9 protein-coding genes are annotated in these 17,217 nt (G+C 44.3%); 6 read left to right on the forward strand and 3 right to left on the reverse strand.

What is annotated here, in order from left to right; genetic code table 11:
- Positions 1-3: 3 nt before the first annotated feature.
- Complete coding sequence (locus tag AC23P2_RS00120) at positions 4-3,234, reverse strand: SusC/RagA family TonB-linked outer membrane protein (protein ID WP_487771317.1); 3,231 nt, start codon at positions 3,232-3,234, stop codon at positions 4-6.
- Positions 3,235-3,831: 597 nt separating this feature from the next.
- Here AC23P2_RS00120 and AC23P2_RS00125 point away from each other — a divergent pair.
- The gene (locus AC23P2_RS00125) at positions 3,832-4,581 is read left to right on the forward strand and encodes an NUDIX hydrolase (RefSeq protein ID WP_487771318.1); all 750 of its coding nucleotides are present in this window, start codon (positions 3,832-3,834) and stop codon (positions 4,579-4,581) included.
- A 31-nt stretch (positions 4,582-4,612) separates the two neighbouring features.
- On the opposite strand, the gene AC23P2_RS00130 is transcribed toward AC23P2_RS00125, so the two are convergent.
- Positions 4,613-7,543 carry a PQQ-dependent sugar dehydrogenase gene (locus AC23P2_RS00130; protein ID WP_487771319.1) on the reverse strand — a complete coding sequence of 977 codons (2,931 nt, stop codon included), beginning with the start codon at positions 7,541-7,543 and terminating at the stop codon, positions 4,613-4,615.
- Between the two features lie 248 nt (positions 7,544-7,791).
- Between AC23P2_RS00130 and AC23P2_RS00135 the strand changes: the two genes are divergently transcribed.
- The 5 genes from AC23P2_RS00135 (at position 7,792) to AC23P2_RS00155 (ending at position 16,055) form a co-directional block, all read left to right on the forward strand.
- Entirely contained in the window at positions 7,792-8,478 is a 687-nt protein-coding gene (locus AC23P2_RS00135) for a response regulator (protein ID WP_487771320.1), read from the forward strand.
- On the forward strand, positions 8,475-9,839 hold the full coding sequence (locus AC23P2_RS00140) for a sensor histidine kinase (protein WP_487771321.1): 1,365 nt from the start codon (positions 8,475-8,477) through the stop codon (positions 9,837-9,839). The genes AC23P2_RS00135 and AC23P2_RS00140 overlap by 4 nt, the downstream gene beginning before the upstream one ends.
- A 79-nt stretch (positions 9,840-9,918) precedes the next feature.
- A complete protein-coding gene (locus AC23P2_RS00145; RefSeq protein ID WP_487771322.1) occupies positions 9,919-12,423 on the forward strand; it encodes a YbcC family protein in 2,505 nt (834 codons plus the stop codon).
- 19 nt (positions 12,424-12,442) lie between these two features.
- A complete protein-coding gene (locus AC23P2_RS00150) occupies positions 12,443-14,311 on the forward strand; it encodes a proton-conducting transporter transmembrane domain-containing protein (RefSeq protein ID WP_487771323.1) in 1,869 nt (622 codons plus the stop codon).
- Positions 14,312-14,432: 121 nt separating this feature from the next.
- A complete protein-coding gene (locus AC23P2_RS00155; RefSeq protein WP_472491752.1) occupies positions 14,433-16,055 on the forward strand; it encodes a SulP family inorganic anion transporter in 1,623 nt (540 codons plus the stop codon).
- Positions 16,056-16,146: 91 nt separating this feature from the next.
- Here AC23P2_RS00155 and AC23P2_RS00160 read toward each other — a convergent pair whose 3' ends face one another.
- Complete coding sequence (locus AC23P2_RS00160) at positions 16,147-17,127, reverse strand: acyl-ACP desaturase (protein WP_487771324.1); 981 nt, start codon at positions 17,125-17,127, stop codon at positions 16,147-16,149.
- Positions 17,128-17,217 lie beyond the last annotated feature (90 nt).

A 17,217-nucleotide genomic window follows, 5' to 3' on the forward strand; every position in this document is an offset into this window, starting at 1 on the left:
CTATTAAAATCCAACATTTATACCGAAAGTGAATTGACGCGTCATTGGGAAGTTTCCTAAATCCACCCCAAAGTTAGTATCCGCAGCACCAGCTACTTGAGGATCTAATCCACCGTATTTGGTAATTGTAAATAGGTTATTGACAGCGGCATGAACCCGAAGTCTGCTCAATCGTAGTTTATTTGCCACTTCCATTGGGAAGTTATAAGCAAATGAAAGGTTCTGGAATCTCAAATAAGAACCATCTTCTACGTAAAAGTCACTCGATTGAGAACCAGTACTGAAACCATCATTTGCTTCAAAGATTGGAATAGTAGCACTTGTGTTCTGCGGCGTCCAAGATTGTTTTACGCGCTCTGAGATAGCAGAACCTGCAAACAATGGATAGAAATCAGTAAATCTTTTTGAGATATTAAAGATTTTATTTCCGATTGATGTATAGAAGTAAGACAATACTTCAAAGTTTTTGTAGTTAAGTCGGAAGTTCAAACCGCCCGTAAACTTAGGCACTGGACTACCCAAATACGTACGGTCTCCAGCAGTTATTTTGCCATCTCCATCCACATCAACATATCTGAAACGACCTACGCCAGCTCCGTCTTGGGTAGGAGCGTTTCTGATTTCTTCTTGGCTTTGGAAAAGTCCTTGTACTTTATATCCGTAGAAAGAAGAAAGAGAATAGCCCAATTGGTTACGAATAGGGTTTACACCTCTAAAGCCTGGGTTTACGTCTTGCAAATAAGTAAGGCCGCCACCGATTTCGGTAATTTTGTTATCAAGGAAACTACCCGTAACGTCAAACTCGTAGCCTACTTTTTCCGCAAATTTACCACGCGTAATCACCTGAATATCAATACCTTTATTAACCATTGTACCTACGTTAACCGAAGGAGGTGTAGCACCACCCACTGTCTGAGTAATTGGTAAGCGATACAACAAGTCTTTGGTATCTTTTTGCCACAAATCAAGGATAACATCCAATTTTCCGTTGAGGAACGAACCATCAATACCAATGTTTTTGGTAATACTTGTTTCCCATCTTGCGTCAGGGTTACCGATACGTGATTGTCTGAAACCTCCTACTACGCCACCATTTGTACCGTTGATGTCATACGATGAGTTTTCTACACTTTGTGCATAAAGGTTAAATTGGTTGGTAGGAGCAACGTTATTAGAGTTACCCATCAAACCATAACCTCCCCGAATTTTCAAATCAGTCACCCAAGCAAATTGTTTCATGAATGGCTCATCCGAAAGTCTCCATGCCGCAGACACCGCTGGGAACACCCCGTATCTTGTGTTGGCACCAAAGCGAGAAGAACCGTCACGGCGAAGTACCCCAGTAATGATATACTTATCTTTCAAGTTATAGATCGCTCTACCAAAATAAGAGTTAAACGTAATCCCGTTGTCTTTAACACTGGTTGCTGGGTTTCTAATATCCAACGTAGAGATGGTAATATAGTTAGGATCACCAGAGAATGGGTTACGACCATCAGCGCGTAACTCTTTTCCAAAGCCTGTGTTAAGGGCTTCTTGTCCAACCAATAAATCCAAATTATGGATACCAAATTTCTTCTTGTAAGAAATCGTGTTCGTGAAAGTCCAGCCTAATCTGAATCCACCACTTTCGTTGTAAGACCAGTTTACACCTTTGTTTTCAAGGGTTTCATAAATTGGGCGACCGTATCCCCAGCCGTAGAAATTCACAAAATTTCCACCGATTGATGAACGCAACGTCAAATCTTTGATTGGGTCAACTTCGATGTAGAAGTTACCAGATGCCAAAGCATTGTAATTTTTGTTGAGCTTACCTGCCTGTTGGTTTGCAACAGGGTTTGAACCTTGACCGAAACCTAAGGCAGTTGTACCCGCATATCCACCAAATTCGTCATAAACAGGGATAATGGTAGGAGATCTGAATGCCCCTAAGATGTCGTTTTCATCTTGTGATGATTGTAACCCTTCGTTACCTCCCTGACGGCCTAAGATTTGAAGATAAGTAAGCTGGATGTTTTCACCAATTCTTACATTCTTGAAAATATCAAACTCCGTATTGACACGCATGGCATAACGCTTTGCACGCTGGCTTGGCAAAATACCTTGTTGATCTTGCATAGATAAGCCCACATAGAAGCGAGAAGCATCTCCACCACCTTCAAAACCTAAGCTGTGGCGGCTGATTGTTCCTGTTTGGGTCAATGCTTTATACCAGTCAGTTCCTGCTTTATTAGCCTTGATAACTTGGTAGAAATCACCGATAGTTGGCCCAGTAATGTTGTATTTTAGCTTTTCTGCGGCCAAATCAACCGTTCCAATGACACCACTTCTGTTACCTACTTTAAGGTAATCAGGAAGTACAGGCGTTGGGCCTGAACCGTACTGAGGGTGCGAAAGCGGTGAGCCAGAGTTTTTAAGAGCTATCCACGTCCAATCTGCTTGGTCTTGTGGATTCATCATTTTTTGACCTTTACCTGGATCCGTAAGACCATATACACCATCATAAGTAACGCTCAGTTTTTTGGCTGCTTTTTTACCTCTTTTAGTGGTATATACAATTACCCCGTTGGCCGCTCTCGCTCCGTAGATAGAAGCTGCCGAGGCATCCTTCAACACAGTGGTAGATTCAATGTCTTCTGGATTTAAGAAGTTTACGTTACCAACTGGGTACCCATCAACAATAACGAGGGGCTCGTTACCGCCAAATGCCCCAAAACCACGAACCCGAATCTGGCTTCCTGACCCTGGTTGACTGGTAGTCACAACGGTCACACCTGCTACCCGACCTTGTAATTGTTGCTCAACACTTGAAGATGGCACTGTTGTAAGGTCTTTCGTTTTTACGGTAGAAATAGCCCCCGTTGACTCACGGCGCTTATCTACAGAATACCCTGTTACAACCACTTCAGTCAAAGCATTCGCTTCATCTTCAAGCTTAACGTTAACCGTTGTTTGGTTTCCGACTGGCACTTCCAATGATTTGTAACCAATTGCCGAAATCACTAATACAGGATTAGCACCTTTGACATTGATAGTAAAAGCGCCTTCAGCATCTGCTGACGTTCCGACGTTACTACCTTTCAACAACACGGTGGCTCCTGGAATAGGGCCATCAGACGCCATTACTTTCCCCGATACTTTACGTTCTTGGGCGTGTGCTGGGTCGGGTGCAAGGAGGAGTAGGAACATCCATGCCACCACACACGTCAACAGTGAGTAGAACTTTGTTCTCATAAGAAAAAACTGATAGGTTAAAAAGTGAACAAAAAATATAAAAAAAATACAAATTTTCTAGGCGCAAAAAAACATAATAATACGCTACAGACGTACACAGTTTATGTTTCAAAAATTGACAATAATGCGTGGGAAATTGTGCAACACCCAAAAGCCACCTTTTGGGTTGCTTCTAGAAACGTACTCAGTAAATAGATAACGAACGTGTGGAGAAAAGCCTTACGGCCAACTAATAGGTACTAACAAACGAACAATTCTGCTAATCCAACTAAAAAGAGTTTATAAATGACTATATACTTACAAAAAAATAAAAATCTTTGTTTTTGGCTAAATCAAACACATTTTTACTAAGTATCATATTGATAATTAGTGCATTTATTTTTCTTAATTTTATTGATTGCTATTCAGAGGAACGTATTATTTACCTCTAAAATGACTAATTCTAAGAAAGAAAAATGGGCGCCTTTGTTTGATTTAGAGTTTTGAAACGTTATTGTAAAGAATTTAGCTTACTGGTATATATCATTATGATACAAACTTATTGGGTTAACGTCGATATTCCAAATTTTTTCTTTTTTTTGTGCAAAATTTACGCGTATGCTTCCTAGCGAAAACATAAAAGATTTTTTAGACCAAGGTTCCGAATACCTCCCAAGTGTATCGGTTGACTGCGTCATTTTTGGGTTTCACGAACAACAGCTGAAAGTACTTTTACTCGAATTTAAAAAAACCAAAGCCTATGCCCTACCTGGCGGCTTTGTGTTTAAAAATGAAAGCACCGCCGAGGCTGCCAAACGAATTTTGTGGGAACGTACAGGGGTGAAAGATATTTATTTGGAGCAATTTTACACCTTTGGAGAACCCAATCGCGGCAACTGGGATGTCCACAAAGCAACCATGGCCTCTCATGGGTTTGACTTAGCGCAGGAGCACTGGCTATTGCAGCGTTTTATTACGATTGGTTATTATGCCTTGGTTGACTTTTCCAAAGTAAAACCTACTCCTGATATTTTCTCAGACGTAGGCGACTGGTACGACGTACACGATCTTCCTCTATTGATTTTAGACCATAACCTCATCGTATCAAAAGCCCTCGAAACTTTACGGCTTACCATCGACCACAAATTGGTCGGTTTCAACCTACTTTCGGAGACATTTACCATGAACGAGTTACAATCTTTGTACGAAACTGTACTGGATAAGAAGTTGTTACGGGCGAATTTTCAGCGCAAGATGCTGAATTTGGGGATTTTGGAACGGGTCAAAAAGAAGTTTACAGGCAAAGCCCATAAACCTCCTTTTGTGTACCGATTCAACGCCGAAGCGCTTGACAAACAAAATTCATAGGTAGCGTGAGAAATGCTTAACGATGAGGGGGTTATTGGTTAGGTATTGTGTTTTGAAATTGAATCATAATGACCGACATCAGAATTTGATGGGGCATGGCGTCGGGATTTTTGAAGACAAAATATACATCTTGAAAACCTTCTGTAGGCTCAATTTTGGCCACAGCCTGTTGAGCACCTCGACGAATCATGGCGCTCATATCAAAACCACCTGCTCCTTGTACCTGACGGCGTTGGGCATTGGCCCCGCCCGCCGCAGTCGTGGTATTGTTAGTGGCGGCAGGTGGTGGCCCCGTCACTGGGTCTTTTACCACAACTGGCGTAGATTTCCCAATTAGCTTCCCCATAGGTGAGCCCAAACGCACTTCGACTGTTCCGCCCACGGCTCCAACGCGGGTTGTTGCTTGGGCCAAAACTTCAATTTGCTTAATACCCGTCAGGTCGAGGTGGTTATAGGCAATGTACGAATCCGTCCCAATGAGGTTAAAGGACTTATTTGGCGTAATCAAAAGCTCAGAACCTTTGGTTTTGTCTGCCTTAGCAGGGTCAAGCGACGAGTTGCGTAAGTGAACGATGTCTTCTGACATCAAGGGTGAAAGCAACTTGGTGCCCCTATCGGTGTAAGCAGCCCGCAATACATAACTACCACGGCCATTTTCTCCTTTGGGAACGGCTGGCGTATGCGCCCCTTTGGTCGCAAACGATGGGGCTTGGAGCGGTTTTTCTCCTAAACTCATGATATAATTCACCATCGTTGTGGCATCATTTGGCGAAATTTGTGGGTGCGCACTCATGGCGTGATCTCCCCATACGCCTCCCCCACCCGATATAACTTTCTGGGCCAGCTTCTCTATGGCAGCCGCATCACCTTTGTATTTTTGGGCAATGTCTCGGTAGCTTGGCCCCACCGATTTTTTATCCACAATATGGCACGACTTACAGTCGCTGGCGTTCATCAATTTATAACCCGTGTTAAATCGAACCGAGGCGTCAGTGGTATGGTAATTGGCCGCTATTTCCACGGGGTCAAAGGTATCTGGCATATAATCCAAGTTTACCGCCACTTGATTAGGGGAAATCTTTCCATTTTCCAAACTACCATCCTCTTTGTCATTGACTTTTACTTGGTATTCGATGGGTTCGTTGGGAAAGAAAAACGATTTATTGCCCTTTGTCACTTCAAACACCACTTCTGGTGCTTCGTTTCCAGCCTTGATTTCAATCGAACGGCTATTTTTAGCTCCTTTGGCATCCGTAACTGTCAAGGTAGCTTTGTACGTACCAGGGTTGTCAAAAGTAACGGTCGGATTGGCTTCAGTTAACGTTTTTAGTACTCCTGTTTTTGAGATAATTTTCCATTCGTAGTTGAGTTTATCGTTATCGGCGTCTTTGGTGCCTTCGGATGAGAATGCCACTTTGAATGGTACAGCGCCTGCTTTGCGATCAGCAGTTGCCTGAACAACAGGCGTGCGGTTTCCTGCGTTGTACTGTACTTTTACTAGGCGTGCGTTGTCATTCCCTCTAAACCAAGCACTTCCGTATTCGAGTACGTACAAATCTCCGTCGGGGCTAAAGTCCATGTCGATAGCGCTGCTGAAGTTTTCGCTGGGCATAAAACGCTCCATTGATTTATAGTCGCCTTTTTCGTCCATGGTAATCGCCATAATCCAGCCGCGCATAAAGTCAACCGCGAGCCATTTTCCTTCGTAATAATCTGGGAAAGGACGGGGCGCATTTTTGAAATCAGCTTTGCGAAATACGGGTCCACCCGTAGCACTGCGTCCCGAGCTACCCACCATTGGAAATTCGGGCGAGTTGGCATAAGGATACCAAATAAATGCTTTTTGGGCAGGTGGCAACTCGCGCAAACCCGTGTTGTTGGGCGAGTCGTTGATGGGTGCGGCAGGATTAAACTTGGAATCGGCTTTCAGTTTATTGGTTTCAAAATCCCAATCGCCATATACTTTATTATCCCCAATAAAATAAGGCCAACCGAAGAACCCTGGCCCTTTGGCTTGGTTTAGTTCGTCGTACCCACGGGGTCCACGTTCCGAGTCTTTGGAGGCATCAGGCCCTACTTCTCCCCAATATAAAAAGCCCGTTTTACTATCGAGCGTTGGACGCCATGGATTTCGGTGTCCCATTGTATAAATCTCGGGACGGGTCAGCCCCCTATCCCCCGATGGGGGAACATTTGTCGCTGACCATTTTTGTTGAACTCCCCCATTAGAGGCAGGATAGGCAAAAAGATTCCCTTCTGGAATGGTATAAGTACCGTCGGGCTGGGGTTTAATTCTTAGGATTTTTCCGCGAAGGTCGTTGGTGTTGGCCGCGCCCCGTTGGTCATCCCAAGTACTTTGGTTGGGGCGTTCATCAATGGGGGCATAGCCATCAGAATTGCTATTGCTCGTGTTGTTTCCTGTCGTTAAGTATAAATTCCCCGCTTTGTCAAACACCATTCCACCACCCGTATGGCAGCATTCTTCGCGCTGCGTAGGTACTTCCAACACTATCTTTTTAGAGGCTTCCACCAGTTCATTGCCTTTCAACTCCCAGCGCGCCAACACGTGTTTTTTCTCACTGGGATCAGCATAGTACATGTATATCCAGTTGTTTTTGGCATAATTTGGATCAGCAATGAGCCCCATTAGCCCTTCTTCTGCCTCACGCACTTGTCCTTGGCGGTTGGTATATTTGGTATTCACAGGAATCGTAGCCAAGACACTCACTTCCTTTGTTTTAGGGTCATATGCTTTTAAATTCCCTTTTCGCTCCACAAACAAAATTCGCTTGTCGGGCAAAAAAGTTATTTCCATCGGCTCGTCGAGCTTTTCGGTAAGTACGCTTTTGGTAAAACGATTTTCGTCGGGAGGAGTAGGCTGTTGGGCTTGTGCAGTTATGACAACGGCACTCACAATCAACCCCACGGCAGAGAGACGGGATAGGTAGGAAAGTTTCTTCATCGAAAAAAGGCTGGTCTTGTAATTATTTTTATAGAAAGTTGAACTTATACCATCAAATGTACTTTTCATTCTTTGTATCAACGGGGTACAATAGATAAAAAACACTAAGTTGCCGACGAGTGGCGTTTTCTTACCGAAGAATGAGAATTAAATCCTAGTTAAAATCATCAAGAATATTTCAATAAAAAAATACTTATCTTTAACATTGAGCATCAATCAAGTGAGTAATTCCACGCAACACATTGTCTATGAAAGTTTTAGTCGTTGAAGATGAGCCTAAGCTCGCAGGGTTTATCAAGAAAGGTCTTGAGGAACAGTCTTGGGAAGTAGAAGTAGCCTATGACGGGCAAGTAGGCAGTAGTTTTGCATTGTCAAATCATTATGATGTGATTGTCCTCGATGTCAACTTACCCAAAATAAACGGCTTTGAGCTCGCCTCCTTGCTTCGCAAAGAAAACATAACAACGCCCATTTTGATGCTCACGGCTCTTGGCACGCTCAAAGATAAAATAAGTGGGTTTGATTCTGGAGCCGATGATTATTTGGTCAAACCATTTGAATTTCAAGAACTTATTATTCGGCTGAGGGCACTTCAAAAACGTAACAGCGACCATAAACAGACACAAAACGTACTGCGAATTGCTGATTTGGAACTAGACCTCAATGAGCGTATAGCACGCCGAGCAGGAAGTCGCATTGAACTGACAGCCAAGGAGTTTGGCCTGTTGGAATACTTGATGCGGAACCGAGGCAGGGTCGTTTCACGGGTGGACATTGCGGAGAAAGTTTGGGATATTCATTTCGATACTGGCACCAACACCATCGACGTGTACGTGAATTTCCTCCGCAAAAAAGTAGATAAAAATTTCCCTGCAAAACTTATTCATACCGTGGTAGGAATGGGTTATATCATGAAAGAACCAAAAGAATCATGAATATCCGTCTGAGGCTGACCCTTCTTTTTGCCATATTGGTAGCCTCCATTATGCTTGTGTTTTCGTTGTCGGTATATTATTTGTACGACCAATTTCGAGAACAAGAATTTAACAAACGACTCCAAGAAAAAGCAAAAACGACAGTTCGCCTGTTGGAAGATGTCAGTGGAATCACCGAGCCTTTGCTCCATGCCATCGACCGTAATAACCTTACGGCTATGCACAAAGAAGAGGTGACTATTTACGACATCCACAACAAAATTATCTATGACAGCGGCAAAGAGCCCTTTTCGGTAAGCCCCGCAGTACTGCAAAGCATACGAGATGGCAAGTCGTTTAGGGAGCAAGATGGCGAAAAAGAAATCATCGGAATACGCTACATTGACCGACGCAAAGAGGTACTCGTCGTAATCGCTTATGCCGTTGATTTATACGGATTTAGTAAACTAGAACGGCTCCGAAGTATCCTCGTAACGGGTTGGGCCATCAGTTTATTTGTGGTACTATTTTCTGGGTGGTTGTTTGCAGGCGATGCCCTTCGGCCCGTTTCCGAAATCATAGAACAAGTAAAAAATATCTCTGCCCGCAACATCCATGAGCGCCTGACGATTGGTCGAGAAAAAGATGAGTTGGCACAATTGGCCATTACCTTCAACGAGCTCTTGGGACGCTTAGAAGTTGCTTTCACTTCCCAGCGCAGTTTTGTCTCGCACGCTTCTCACGAATTAAGAACCCCATTGGCGATTATGATGGGACAACTGGGCGTATCGCTCATGCAGGAACGAACGGCAGAAGCCTACCGCGATACCATCAAAGAAACGATTGAAGAAGTAAAAAAAATGCGGGATTTGGTCAACGGCTTGCTAGAACTCGCCCGCCTCAACGATGACTCTTCTCAGTTTTTTGTGCATCCCCTGCGGGTGGATGAGCTCCTTTGGCAAGCGCGCGAAATACTACTGACCCACATGCCCAACTACAACGTTCACATTGAGTTTGACCAGTTTCCCGAAGACGAAGAAGCCTTAGAAATTGAAGGAGATGCGTCTTTACTGCAAACTGCTTTTATGAATTTGATGGGAAACGGTTGTAAATATTCCCAAGATAATCGGGTAAACGTGACGCTTTATATTCAAGAAAAAGCAATTCGGATTGTCTTTGTTGATCGCGGAGTGGGAATAACCCAAAAAGACCTACCCCATATTTTTGAGCCCTTTTACCGCGCCGAAGCTACCCAATCCATCAAAGGGCACGGCGTGGGTCTGGCCTTGACAGAGCGCATCATCAAACTACACAAAGGCGACATTCGGGTGCGTTCGCAGCTGGGTGTCGGCACACATTTTATTGTTACACTGCCTTTTTAATCTTGTTTTAATAGGCAATTAACCTGCTTTTAATCGAAGAAAGGGAGCTTTGTGAGACATAAACGTCCCCCCTCTTTGTATGAAAGCCAAAACGCATCATCCCCTCTTCGATGAGCATGAAGTCCTTCACGAACTAAAACACTTTTTGCCAGCCCAAGCGCCGCTCAAAGATTTTATCCACCACAATACCCTTCACGCATTTCAGCACCAGAGCTTTTATCAAGCATTAAGAAATGCGTCGGCATTTTTTGGATACAAAGTAACGCTAACGCTGGACGAATACCGTGAACGGTACATGCAAAATCGCATTAGCGAGGAAGTCCTTGAACGGGTGATTGCCGAACGAAAAGGCAAAGAAGAAGTAGGGGTTTGGAAACGCAAAGCCCTCACAGGCCACTACGACCCTACCATTTCGGGAAGAATTGGGCTCCTCCGCGAAAACTGGAAAAAACAGTACCGCATCGACTTAGACTTACTGGTACACCCGCTTTTCTTTCGGGTGGTTTGTAGTTATTTAGACCAAGGAATTTCGATTTGGGGGTTTCCAGTGGCACACAAAGGATTCCTTTCGTCGATACGCGAAATGGAACGGAATACTTTCGCCAGTTTTTTTAAGGCAGAACGGGCGAAAAAATTGCTACTCAACGAAAACTGCCAAATCAGCGATTTGTTGAAGTTGCTTATCGGTGATGAATCATTGTACAAACAATACCTCTACGACCTACAGTTTGCCCACCAAGGCTGGTCGGGAATCGTGTCGGTCTTGGAAGATCAGCCTCAGCTGCTGCTTGACCGCAAAAAAATCAGTCTTAGGGAACTGATTATCTTTGAGTTACTGCTAGAAATAGACGCACTCGACGATAAATATCAAGGCAACTGGGCACCATTAGCATCGCGCTTAGAAACTCCCCCAACCCCGATTTTTGCCAAAGTACCCTACACTGAATTTCACGAAGTGATTGAAATTTGGCAAGAGGCGTTTGAGTGGAGTTTTTACGACCAAGTGCTGGCAGGAATGAAGCAGGGGACTTCGAGCGCCAATGCTCCCACGTCTAAGACGTTTCAGGCCATGTTTTGTATGGATGACCGTGAGTGCTCGATTCGCCGTTATTTAGAGCAGCACGACCCTCATTGTCAGACATTTGGCACGCCTGGTTTTTTTGGCGTTGAGTTTTATTACAAACCCAAGCACGCCAATTCGATCACCAAACAATGCCCCGCGCCAGTTACACCAACTTATTTGATAAAAGAGTTAACAAATGAAAAGGAAAAACGGGAACGCGACCTCCATTTTACCAAACATTCACATACGCTTTTGAGGGGTTGGCTGATTTCACAAACGTTGGGTTTTTGGTCGGCAATGCGTTTGGCGCTTACTGTTTTTAAACCTTCTTTAAGTCCAGCCACGAGTTCTTCGTTCAAGCACATGGACGAGTTTTCGGAATTAACCATTGAAAACACCAATCCCGACGACAAAGAAAATGGGTTGCAAATTGGGTTTACGATTGAAGAAATGGCGACCCGGGTCGAAAACCTACTTCGGAGTATTGGCTTGGTCAATAATTTTGCACCGCTCGTTTATGCCGTAGGGCACGGCTCTACGAGCGTCAACAATACGCACTATGCAGGCTATGACTGCGGAGCCTGTTCGGGACGCCCAGGGTCGGTCAATGCCCGCGTCATTAGCTACATGGCCAATCACCCCAAAGTGCGTTTATTGCTGCGAGAAAGAGGGATTGATATTCCTGAAACAACCCAATTTTTAGGAGCACTGCACGATACCACCCGCGACGAAATTGCTTTTTACGATACTACGTCGCTTTCGGCAACCAATACAGCTTTGCACCAACAAAACGAAGTTAATTTTAACAAAGCACTGGATTTTAACGCCAAAGAACGCTCGCGCCGTTTTGAGTCGATTGATTCTCACTTACCGGTTGAAAAAGTACACGAAAAAATTCGCCGCCGTTCGGTGTCTTTGTTTGAACCACGTCCCGAACTCAACCATGCCACCAATGCCCTTTGTATTGTAGGGCGTCGCGATATTTCTAAGCACTTGTTCCTCGACCGCCGTTCGTTTATGAATTCGTTCGACTACCGCGTTGACCCAGAAGGCAACTACCTAACGACGATTCTCAACGCGGTGGCACCCGTAGCGGGAGGTATAAATTTGGAGTATTATTTTTCACGGGTTGACAACCAAAAACTAGGTGCAGGAACCAAACTTGCCCACAACGTAATGGGGCTGTTTGGGGTAGCCAACGGTATCGACGGTGACTTACGCCCAGGGCTTCCGAGCCAAATGATTGAAGTACATGACCCTGTTCGGCTCATGGTGATTGTGGAGCATTTTCCATCGGTAGTACTGCGCTCTATTCAGAAATCGGCCGCTACCTATGAGTGGTTTATAAACCAGTGGATTCATTTAATCGTGGTAGAACCTACGACCCAAGCCTTCTATCTTTTCAAGAACGGCGAGTTTGTCGAATATCAACCCATCAAACAAGCCATAGAGGTGGTAGAAAATGTCCCCTCCTTGGTCGAAGCCCACGAGGAAAACCTCCCCATTTACCTTCTTCAGTAGTCGATAAACCATTATTTTCATGACATCTATCCTTCATTTTTTCATACTGATTCCGCTTTTAGGTTTTCTAGTTAGTTTGTTATTGCCTCCCAAAAACGAAGTCGCCATTTCGCGCTCGGCTATCTTCACGGTAGGGCTTCAGCTACTAACCGCCGTGGTTTTTTGTGCCTATTGGCTCTTTCAACACACCCCAACGATTGAAGTCAAAGACTTTTCACTCTTTAGTTCGCCAGGCTATGAGTTTTTTATTACCTTTTATTTTGACGGTATCACTGCCGTTTATCTGTTGGTAGGCGCATTTTTATCGTTTTTAGTGACCATTTATAGCCGTGCGTATCTCCACCGCGAAGCAGGATACAAACGCTTTTTCAATACCATCCTCTTTTTTTATTTAGGGTACAACGTCGTCATTGTCTCGGGCAACTTCGAGACGCTGTTTGTCGGTTGGGAAATTTTAGGGATTTCTTCTTTTCTTTTAATTGCCTTCTATCGCGATCGTTATCTGCCCGTTAAAAATGCCATTAAGGTATTTTCAGTCTATCGTATTGGCGACTTAGGGCTTATTTTGGCAATGTGGGCAAGTCACCATTTATGGCACGAGAACATTACATTTCTCAAATTAAGCAACCACGAATTGGTACACGAACATCTCCAAAACCACAGTTGGGTAGGTATTTTTATTTCGTTGATGATATTGTTAGCCGCAGCGGCCAAATCAGCTCAATTGCCCTTTTCTGCTTGGTTGCCCCGTGCCATGGAAGGCCCCACGCCCTCTAGTGCCATTTTTTACGGTTCGTTGTCGGTTCATTTTGGGGCGTTTTTATTATTACGCACTTTCCCTTTTTGGGAAGAGCAAACTTCCGTTCGGATTTTGATTGCGCTTTTGGGAATCATCACCAGCGCCATTGCCACGCCCATTGCTCGGGTGCAATCGTCAGTCAAGAGCCAAATAGCTTACGCCTCTATTGCCCAGATTGGGCTGATTTTCGTTGAAATTGCGGCAGGGCTTGAAGTAATTGCCCTAATTCACTTTGCAGGAAACGCCTTTTTACGCACCTATCAGCTATTAGTCTCTCCTTCGGTAGTGAGTTATTTGATACGCGAACAATTCTACAATTACGTTCCACGCCAACATACTTTTGAAGACTCTCTTCCCAAAAAGTTGGAATATACCGTGTATTTATTAAGCCTCAAAGAGTGGAATCTCGACTCGTTTATGAACCACATTGTGTGGAAACCACTCCGCCGCGTAGGTCGTAAACTAGACTTTTTGACCCACAATCGTTTGCTTATGCTGTTTGTGCCCACCTTTTTATTGGCACTTATTGCCTATAATTTTCAAGACAAACTTTCAGCCCAAAGCCACCTGTACTTACCGATTGTGTTTGCCGCCATTGGGTTATTGATGGTATTAAAATCTTACTCGGAGCGTAAAAGCCCACAAATGAGCTGGTTGTTGCTGATTATGAACCACTTTTGGGTAGCCTTAGCGATTTCCTTCAATGAGCACTTTACGCTCGAAGAAGTGCTTTTTTACCTCAGTGGTGTGATCATTGCGGGCGGGGTCGGTTATGCTTGTTTGCGACGGCTCAAGCTGCTCGAACCCAAGGTGGACTTAAACCAATTTGCGGGGCACGTATATGAGCATCCAAAGCTGACCCTCGTGTTTTTGCTGTCGGCCATGGGGCTTATGGGCTTTCCTATTACGCCCACGTTTATTGGCGAAGACTTGGTGTTTAGTCACATCCACGAAGACCAGATTATGCTTGCGTTTTTATGTTCCATTGGTTTTGTCTTTGAAGGGATTGCGATTGTACGCATTTACGGGCGTGTCTTCCTTGGCCCACACACCAAACATTACCACGAAACGGCCTATCGTTCTTCGTAAAAAACGGTTTTAACCCGTTTTTAATACCGCCTTAACTCCCCTTTAATTCGCCTGTAAGACTTTTGCAAACAGTTAATCGTCTCCTTTTTACTATTATTTCTCAAGTTAATAAACCAGACTTATGAAATCGAAGAATAACATTTTTGACAGTCTTCAAGCGCATTGGGCAAAAGATTTATTGTCAGGTTTTTTGGTGTCTTTGATTGCCCTACCACTGTGTTTGGGTATCGCGGGTGCCAGTAATTTCCCACCCATCATGGGCGTAATGACTGCGGTTGTTGGGGGAATTGTGGTGGCATTTTTTGCGGGTTCAGAGTTGACCATCAAAGGCCCTGCCGCAGGTCTGATTGTCATTGTTGCAGGTGCTGTTGAAGAACTAGGAAAAGGAGACAACGAAGTAGGCTGGAAACTAGCACTTGGGGTAGTAGTGGTTGCTGGGTTAGTCCAAATCGTATTGGGTCTATTGAAAGTAGCCAAACTCGCCGATTTTTTCCCCCTTTCGGCCGTTCACGGAATGCTCGCTGCCATTGGTATCATTATCATGTCGAAGCAGTTGCACTTGGCCGTAGGCATTGCCCCTTCCGAAATGAAAGGCAAAGAGCCCCTTGAGTTGCTCGAAATGGTTCCTCATAGCCTCATGCACATGGAATACCACATCGCCATCATTGGCGGTATCAGTTTATTGATTTTGTTCGGTTGGCCTTATCTTCAAATCAAAGCCCTCAAAAAAGTCCCGCCAGCATTGGTCGTATTGATTGTAGGGGTATTGTTAGGACAATATTTTCACTTGACGGAGCCCACCTACAAGAACTTAAAACCATTGGTAAGCCCTGGTGATTTCTCGATTAACCTCAACGCCGACTTTTCGGTACTTACCAACAGCGAGCTGCTTCCTATCTTTTTCAAATACCTTTTAATGTTTGTATTGATTGGCTCATTAGAATCACTTTTGACGGGCCGTGCCATTGACTTGATTGACCCTGAAAAACGGAAGTCAGATCTAAGCAGAGACCTTACAGCGGTAGGTATCGGTAACACAATATCAGGTCTTTTGGGTGGTTTGCCCATGATTTCGGAAGTAGCCCGTAGTTCGGCCAATATCAACAACGGCGCCAAAAGTCGCTGGGCCAACTTCTTCCACGGCATTTTCTTATTGTTGTTTGTGGTGATGCTTGTGCCTATCATCAAAATGGTTCCCGTTGCTTCTTTGGCCGCAATGTTGATTTTTGTAGGCTTCCGTTTGGCTTCGCCCAAAGAGTTTGCGCACGTCTATCACATTGGGAAAGAGCAATTAACCATTTTCTTGATTACCATTATTGCTACCATTGCCACCGACTTATTGGTAGGTATTGCGGCGGGTATTTTGACCAAATTTCTTATTCAGTTGGCTTTTGGAGTACAGCTAAAAGATATAATCAAGTCTCGTTTTGAATTAACAGAGCAAGAGTTAGGCGTATATCACCTAAGCGTGAAAAATGCAGCGGTGTTTGCCAATTATCTCAAACTCAAAGCACAATTAGCGAAAGTACCGCAAGGAAGTTCATTGATTATTGACTTCTCAAAGGCAGCGTACGTGGACCACACAGTAGCCGACAACCTGAATAACTTTAGAAGAGAGTTTGAAGCCGCAGGAGGAGTATTGTCGCTCAAAGGACTGGATTTGCACGAAAGTTTGTCGGAGCATCCATTAGCAGCGCGTCGTTTGCCCAAGCATTTGCGCAAATCGCTTGTAGAAATGGCTTAATGTTTAATAAACAATAAGTTTAGTTAAGTTAGTATATTTTATAGTGAAAAAGGGAGGTTTTACCTCCCTTTTTCATTGGTTTATGAAGCACTTAGGCCGAAATCCAGCTAAAATTATACGCTAACTCAGGTACTTTTGTGCGGTCAGCTACGCGTCGAAGCCGCGCAGGAAGTGCCATGAGGTAGTCACGCGCGCGTTCGCCAGCATCATTAAGATCAGGTACTTTGTCGATTTTCCATTCTTCCAAAAGCGATTCCATAATTTCAATGTAATCGTGGGTTGTATAAACCCCCAACCGTTGGGCGGCATCCGAATAATGGCTAAATGTCTCGCTAAGTTTGACCCCTGTTTCACGCAAGAAGTGCGCAGGCATGACGATTTTTTTGCGCATCATGTCTTCAAATGCCAACATCATTTCTGAAGAATCGACTTCAAAAATGCGGTTTACAAACGACTTATATGCCTTGGCATGGCGCATTTCGTCGGCGGCAATCACGCCACACATTTTAGAAAGCAAATGATTACCGCATTGTTTGGCCAAGGTGGCCGTGCGTCGGTGCGATATGTTGGTCGCTAGTTCTTGAAACGAAGTATAAATGAAGTTACGATAAGGATCTGTCCCTGTCTCAATATCGAAGCCATCCGAAATCAAATACTGCGTAGAAACTTCCATGGCACGCATATTGACACGCCCCGACAAGTACAAATATTTGTTGAGAAGATCCCCGTGGCGGTTTTCTTCGGCGGTCCAGGCCCGTACCCATTTTGTCCAGCTTTGTTCAGAATCTTGCTGGTTAATTCCTTCAACGGTCATCAACCACGACTCATACGTAGGCAATGCCTCTTCGGTAATGGTATCACCTACCAATACAGCAATATAATCGTACGATAATTCGCGAGCAGCCTCTTGAAGAAGCTTTACTTCGGTAAAAAAGCTCTCTTTGGTCGAATCAGGCAAAAAATCCGCAGGCTGCCACAAAGTCTCGACAGGCTTCAGAAATTCGTCGTAGATGGAATCAATCTTTTGACCGATAAACTTCATTACCTCTATCCGAGTGGAGGGAAGTTGCATAAAACTAAGATTATGAAATAAGTGTCTGAGAAAATTTCCCGAAGGTAGCAAGAATTTTAGGAAAGTTGGTGAGATGTTGGCCTTGGGTTA

The sequence above is a fragment of the Runella sp. R0.1_18 genome (genome assembly GCF_057652155.1).

Excerpts from the sequence above, each read along its gene's own strand:
- AC23P2_RS00155 (WP_472491752.1), top strand. The coding sequence starts at position 14,433 with ATGAAATCGAAGAATAACATTTTTGACAGTCTTCAAGCGCATTGGGCA.
- AC23P2_RS00135 (WP_487771320.1), top strand. The coding sequence starts at position 7,792 with ATGAAAGTTTTAGTCGTTGAAGATGAGCCTAAGCTCGCAGGGTTTATC.
- AC23P2_RS00130 (WP_487771319.1), bottom strand. The coding sequence starts at position 7,543 with ATGAAGAAACTTTCCTACCTATCCCGTCTCTCTGCCGTGGGGTTGATT.
- AC23P2_RS00150 (WP_487771323.1), top strand. The coding sequence starts at position 12,443 with ATGACATCTATCCTTCATTTTTTCATACTGATTCCGCTTTTAGGTTTT.
- AC23P2_RS00120 (WP_487771317.1), bottom strand. The coding sequence starts at position 3,234 with ATGAGAACAAAGTTCTACTCACTGTTGACGTGTGTGGTGGCATGGATG.
- AC23P2_RS00125 (WP_487771318.1), top strand. The coding sequence starts at position 3,832 with ATGCTTCCTAGCGAAAACATAAAAGATTTTTTAGACCAAGGTTCCGAA.
- AC23P2_RS00140 (WP_487771321.1), top strand. The coding sequence starts at position 8,475 with ATGAATATCCGTCTGAGGCTGACCCTTCTTTTTGCCATATTGGTAGCC.
- AC23P2_RS00145 (WP_487771322.1), top strand. The coding sequence starts at position 9,919 with ATGAAAGCCAAAACGCATCATCCCCTCTTCGATGAGCATGAAGTCCTT.
- AC23P2_RS00160 (WP_487771324.1), bottom strand. The coding sequence starts at position 17,127 with ATGCAACTTCCCTCCACTCGGATAGAGGTAATGAAGTTTATCGGTCAA.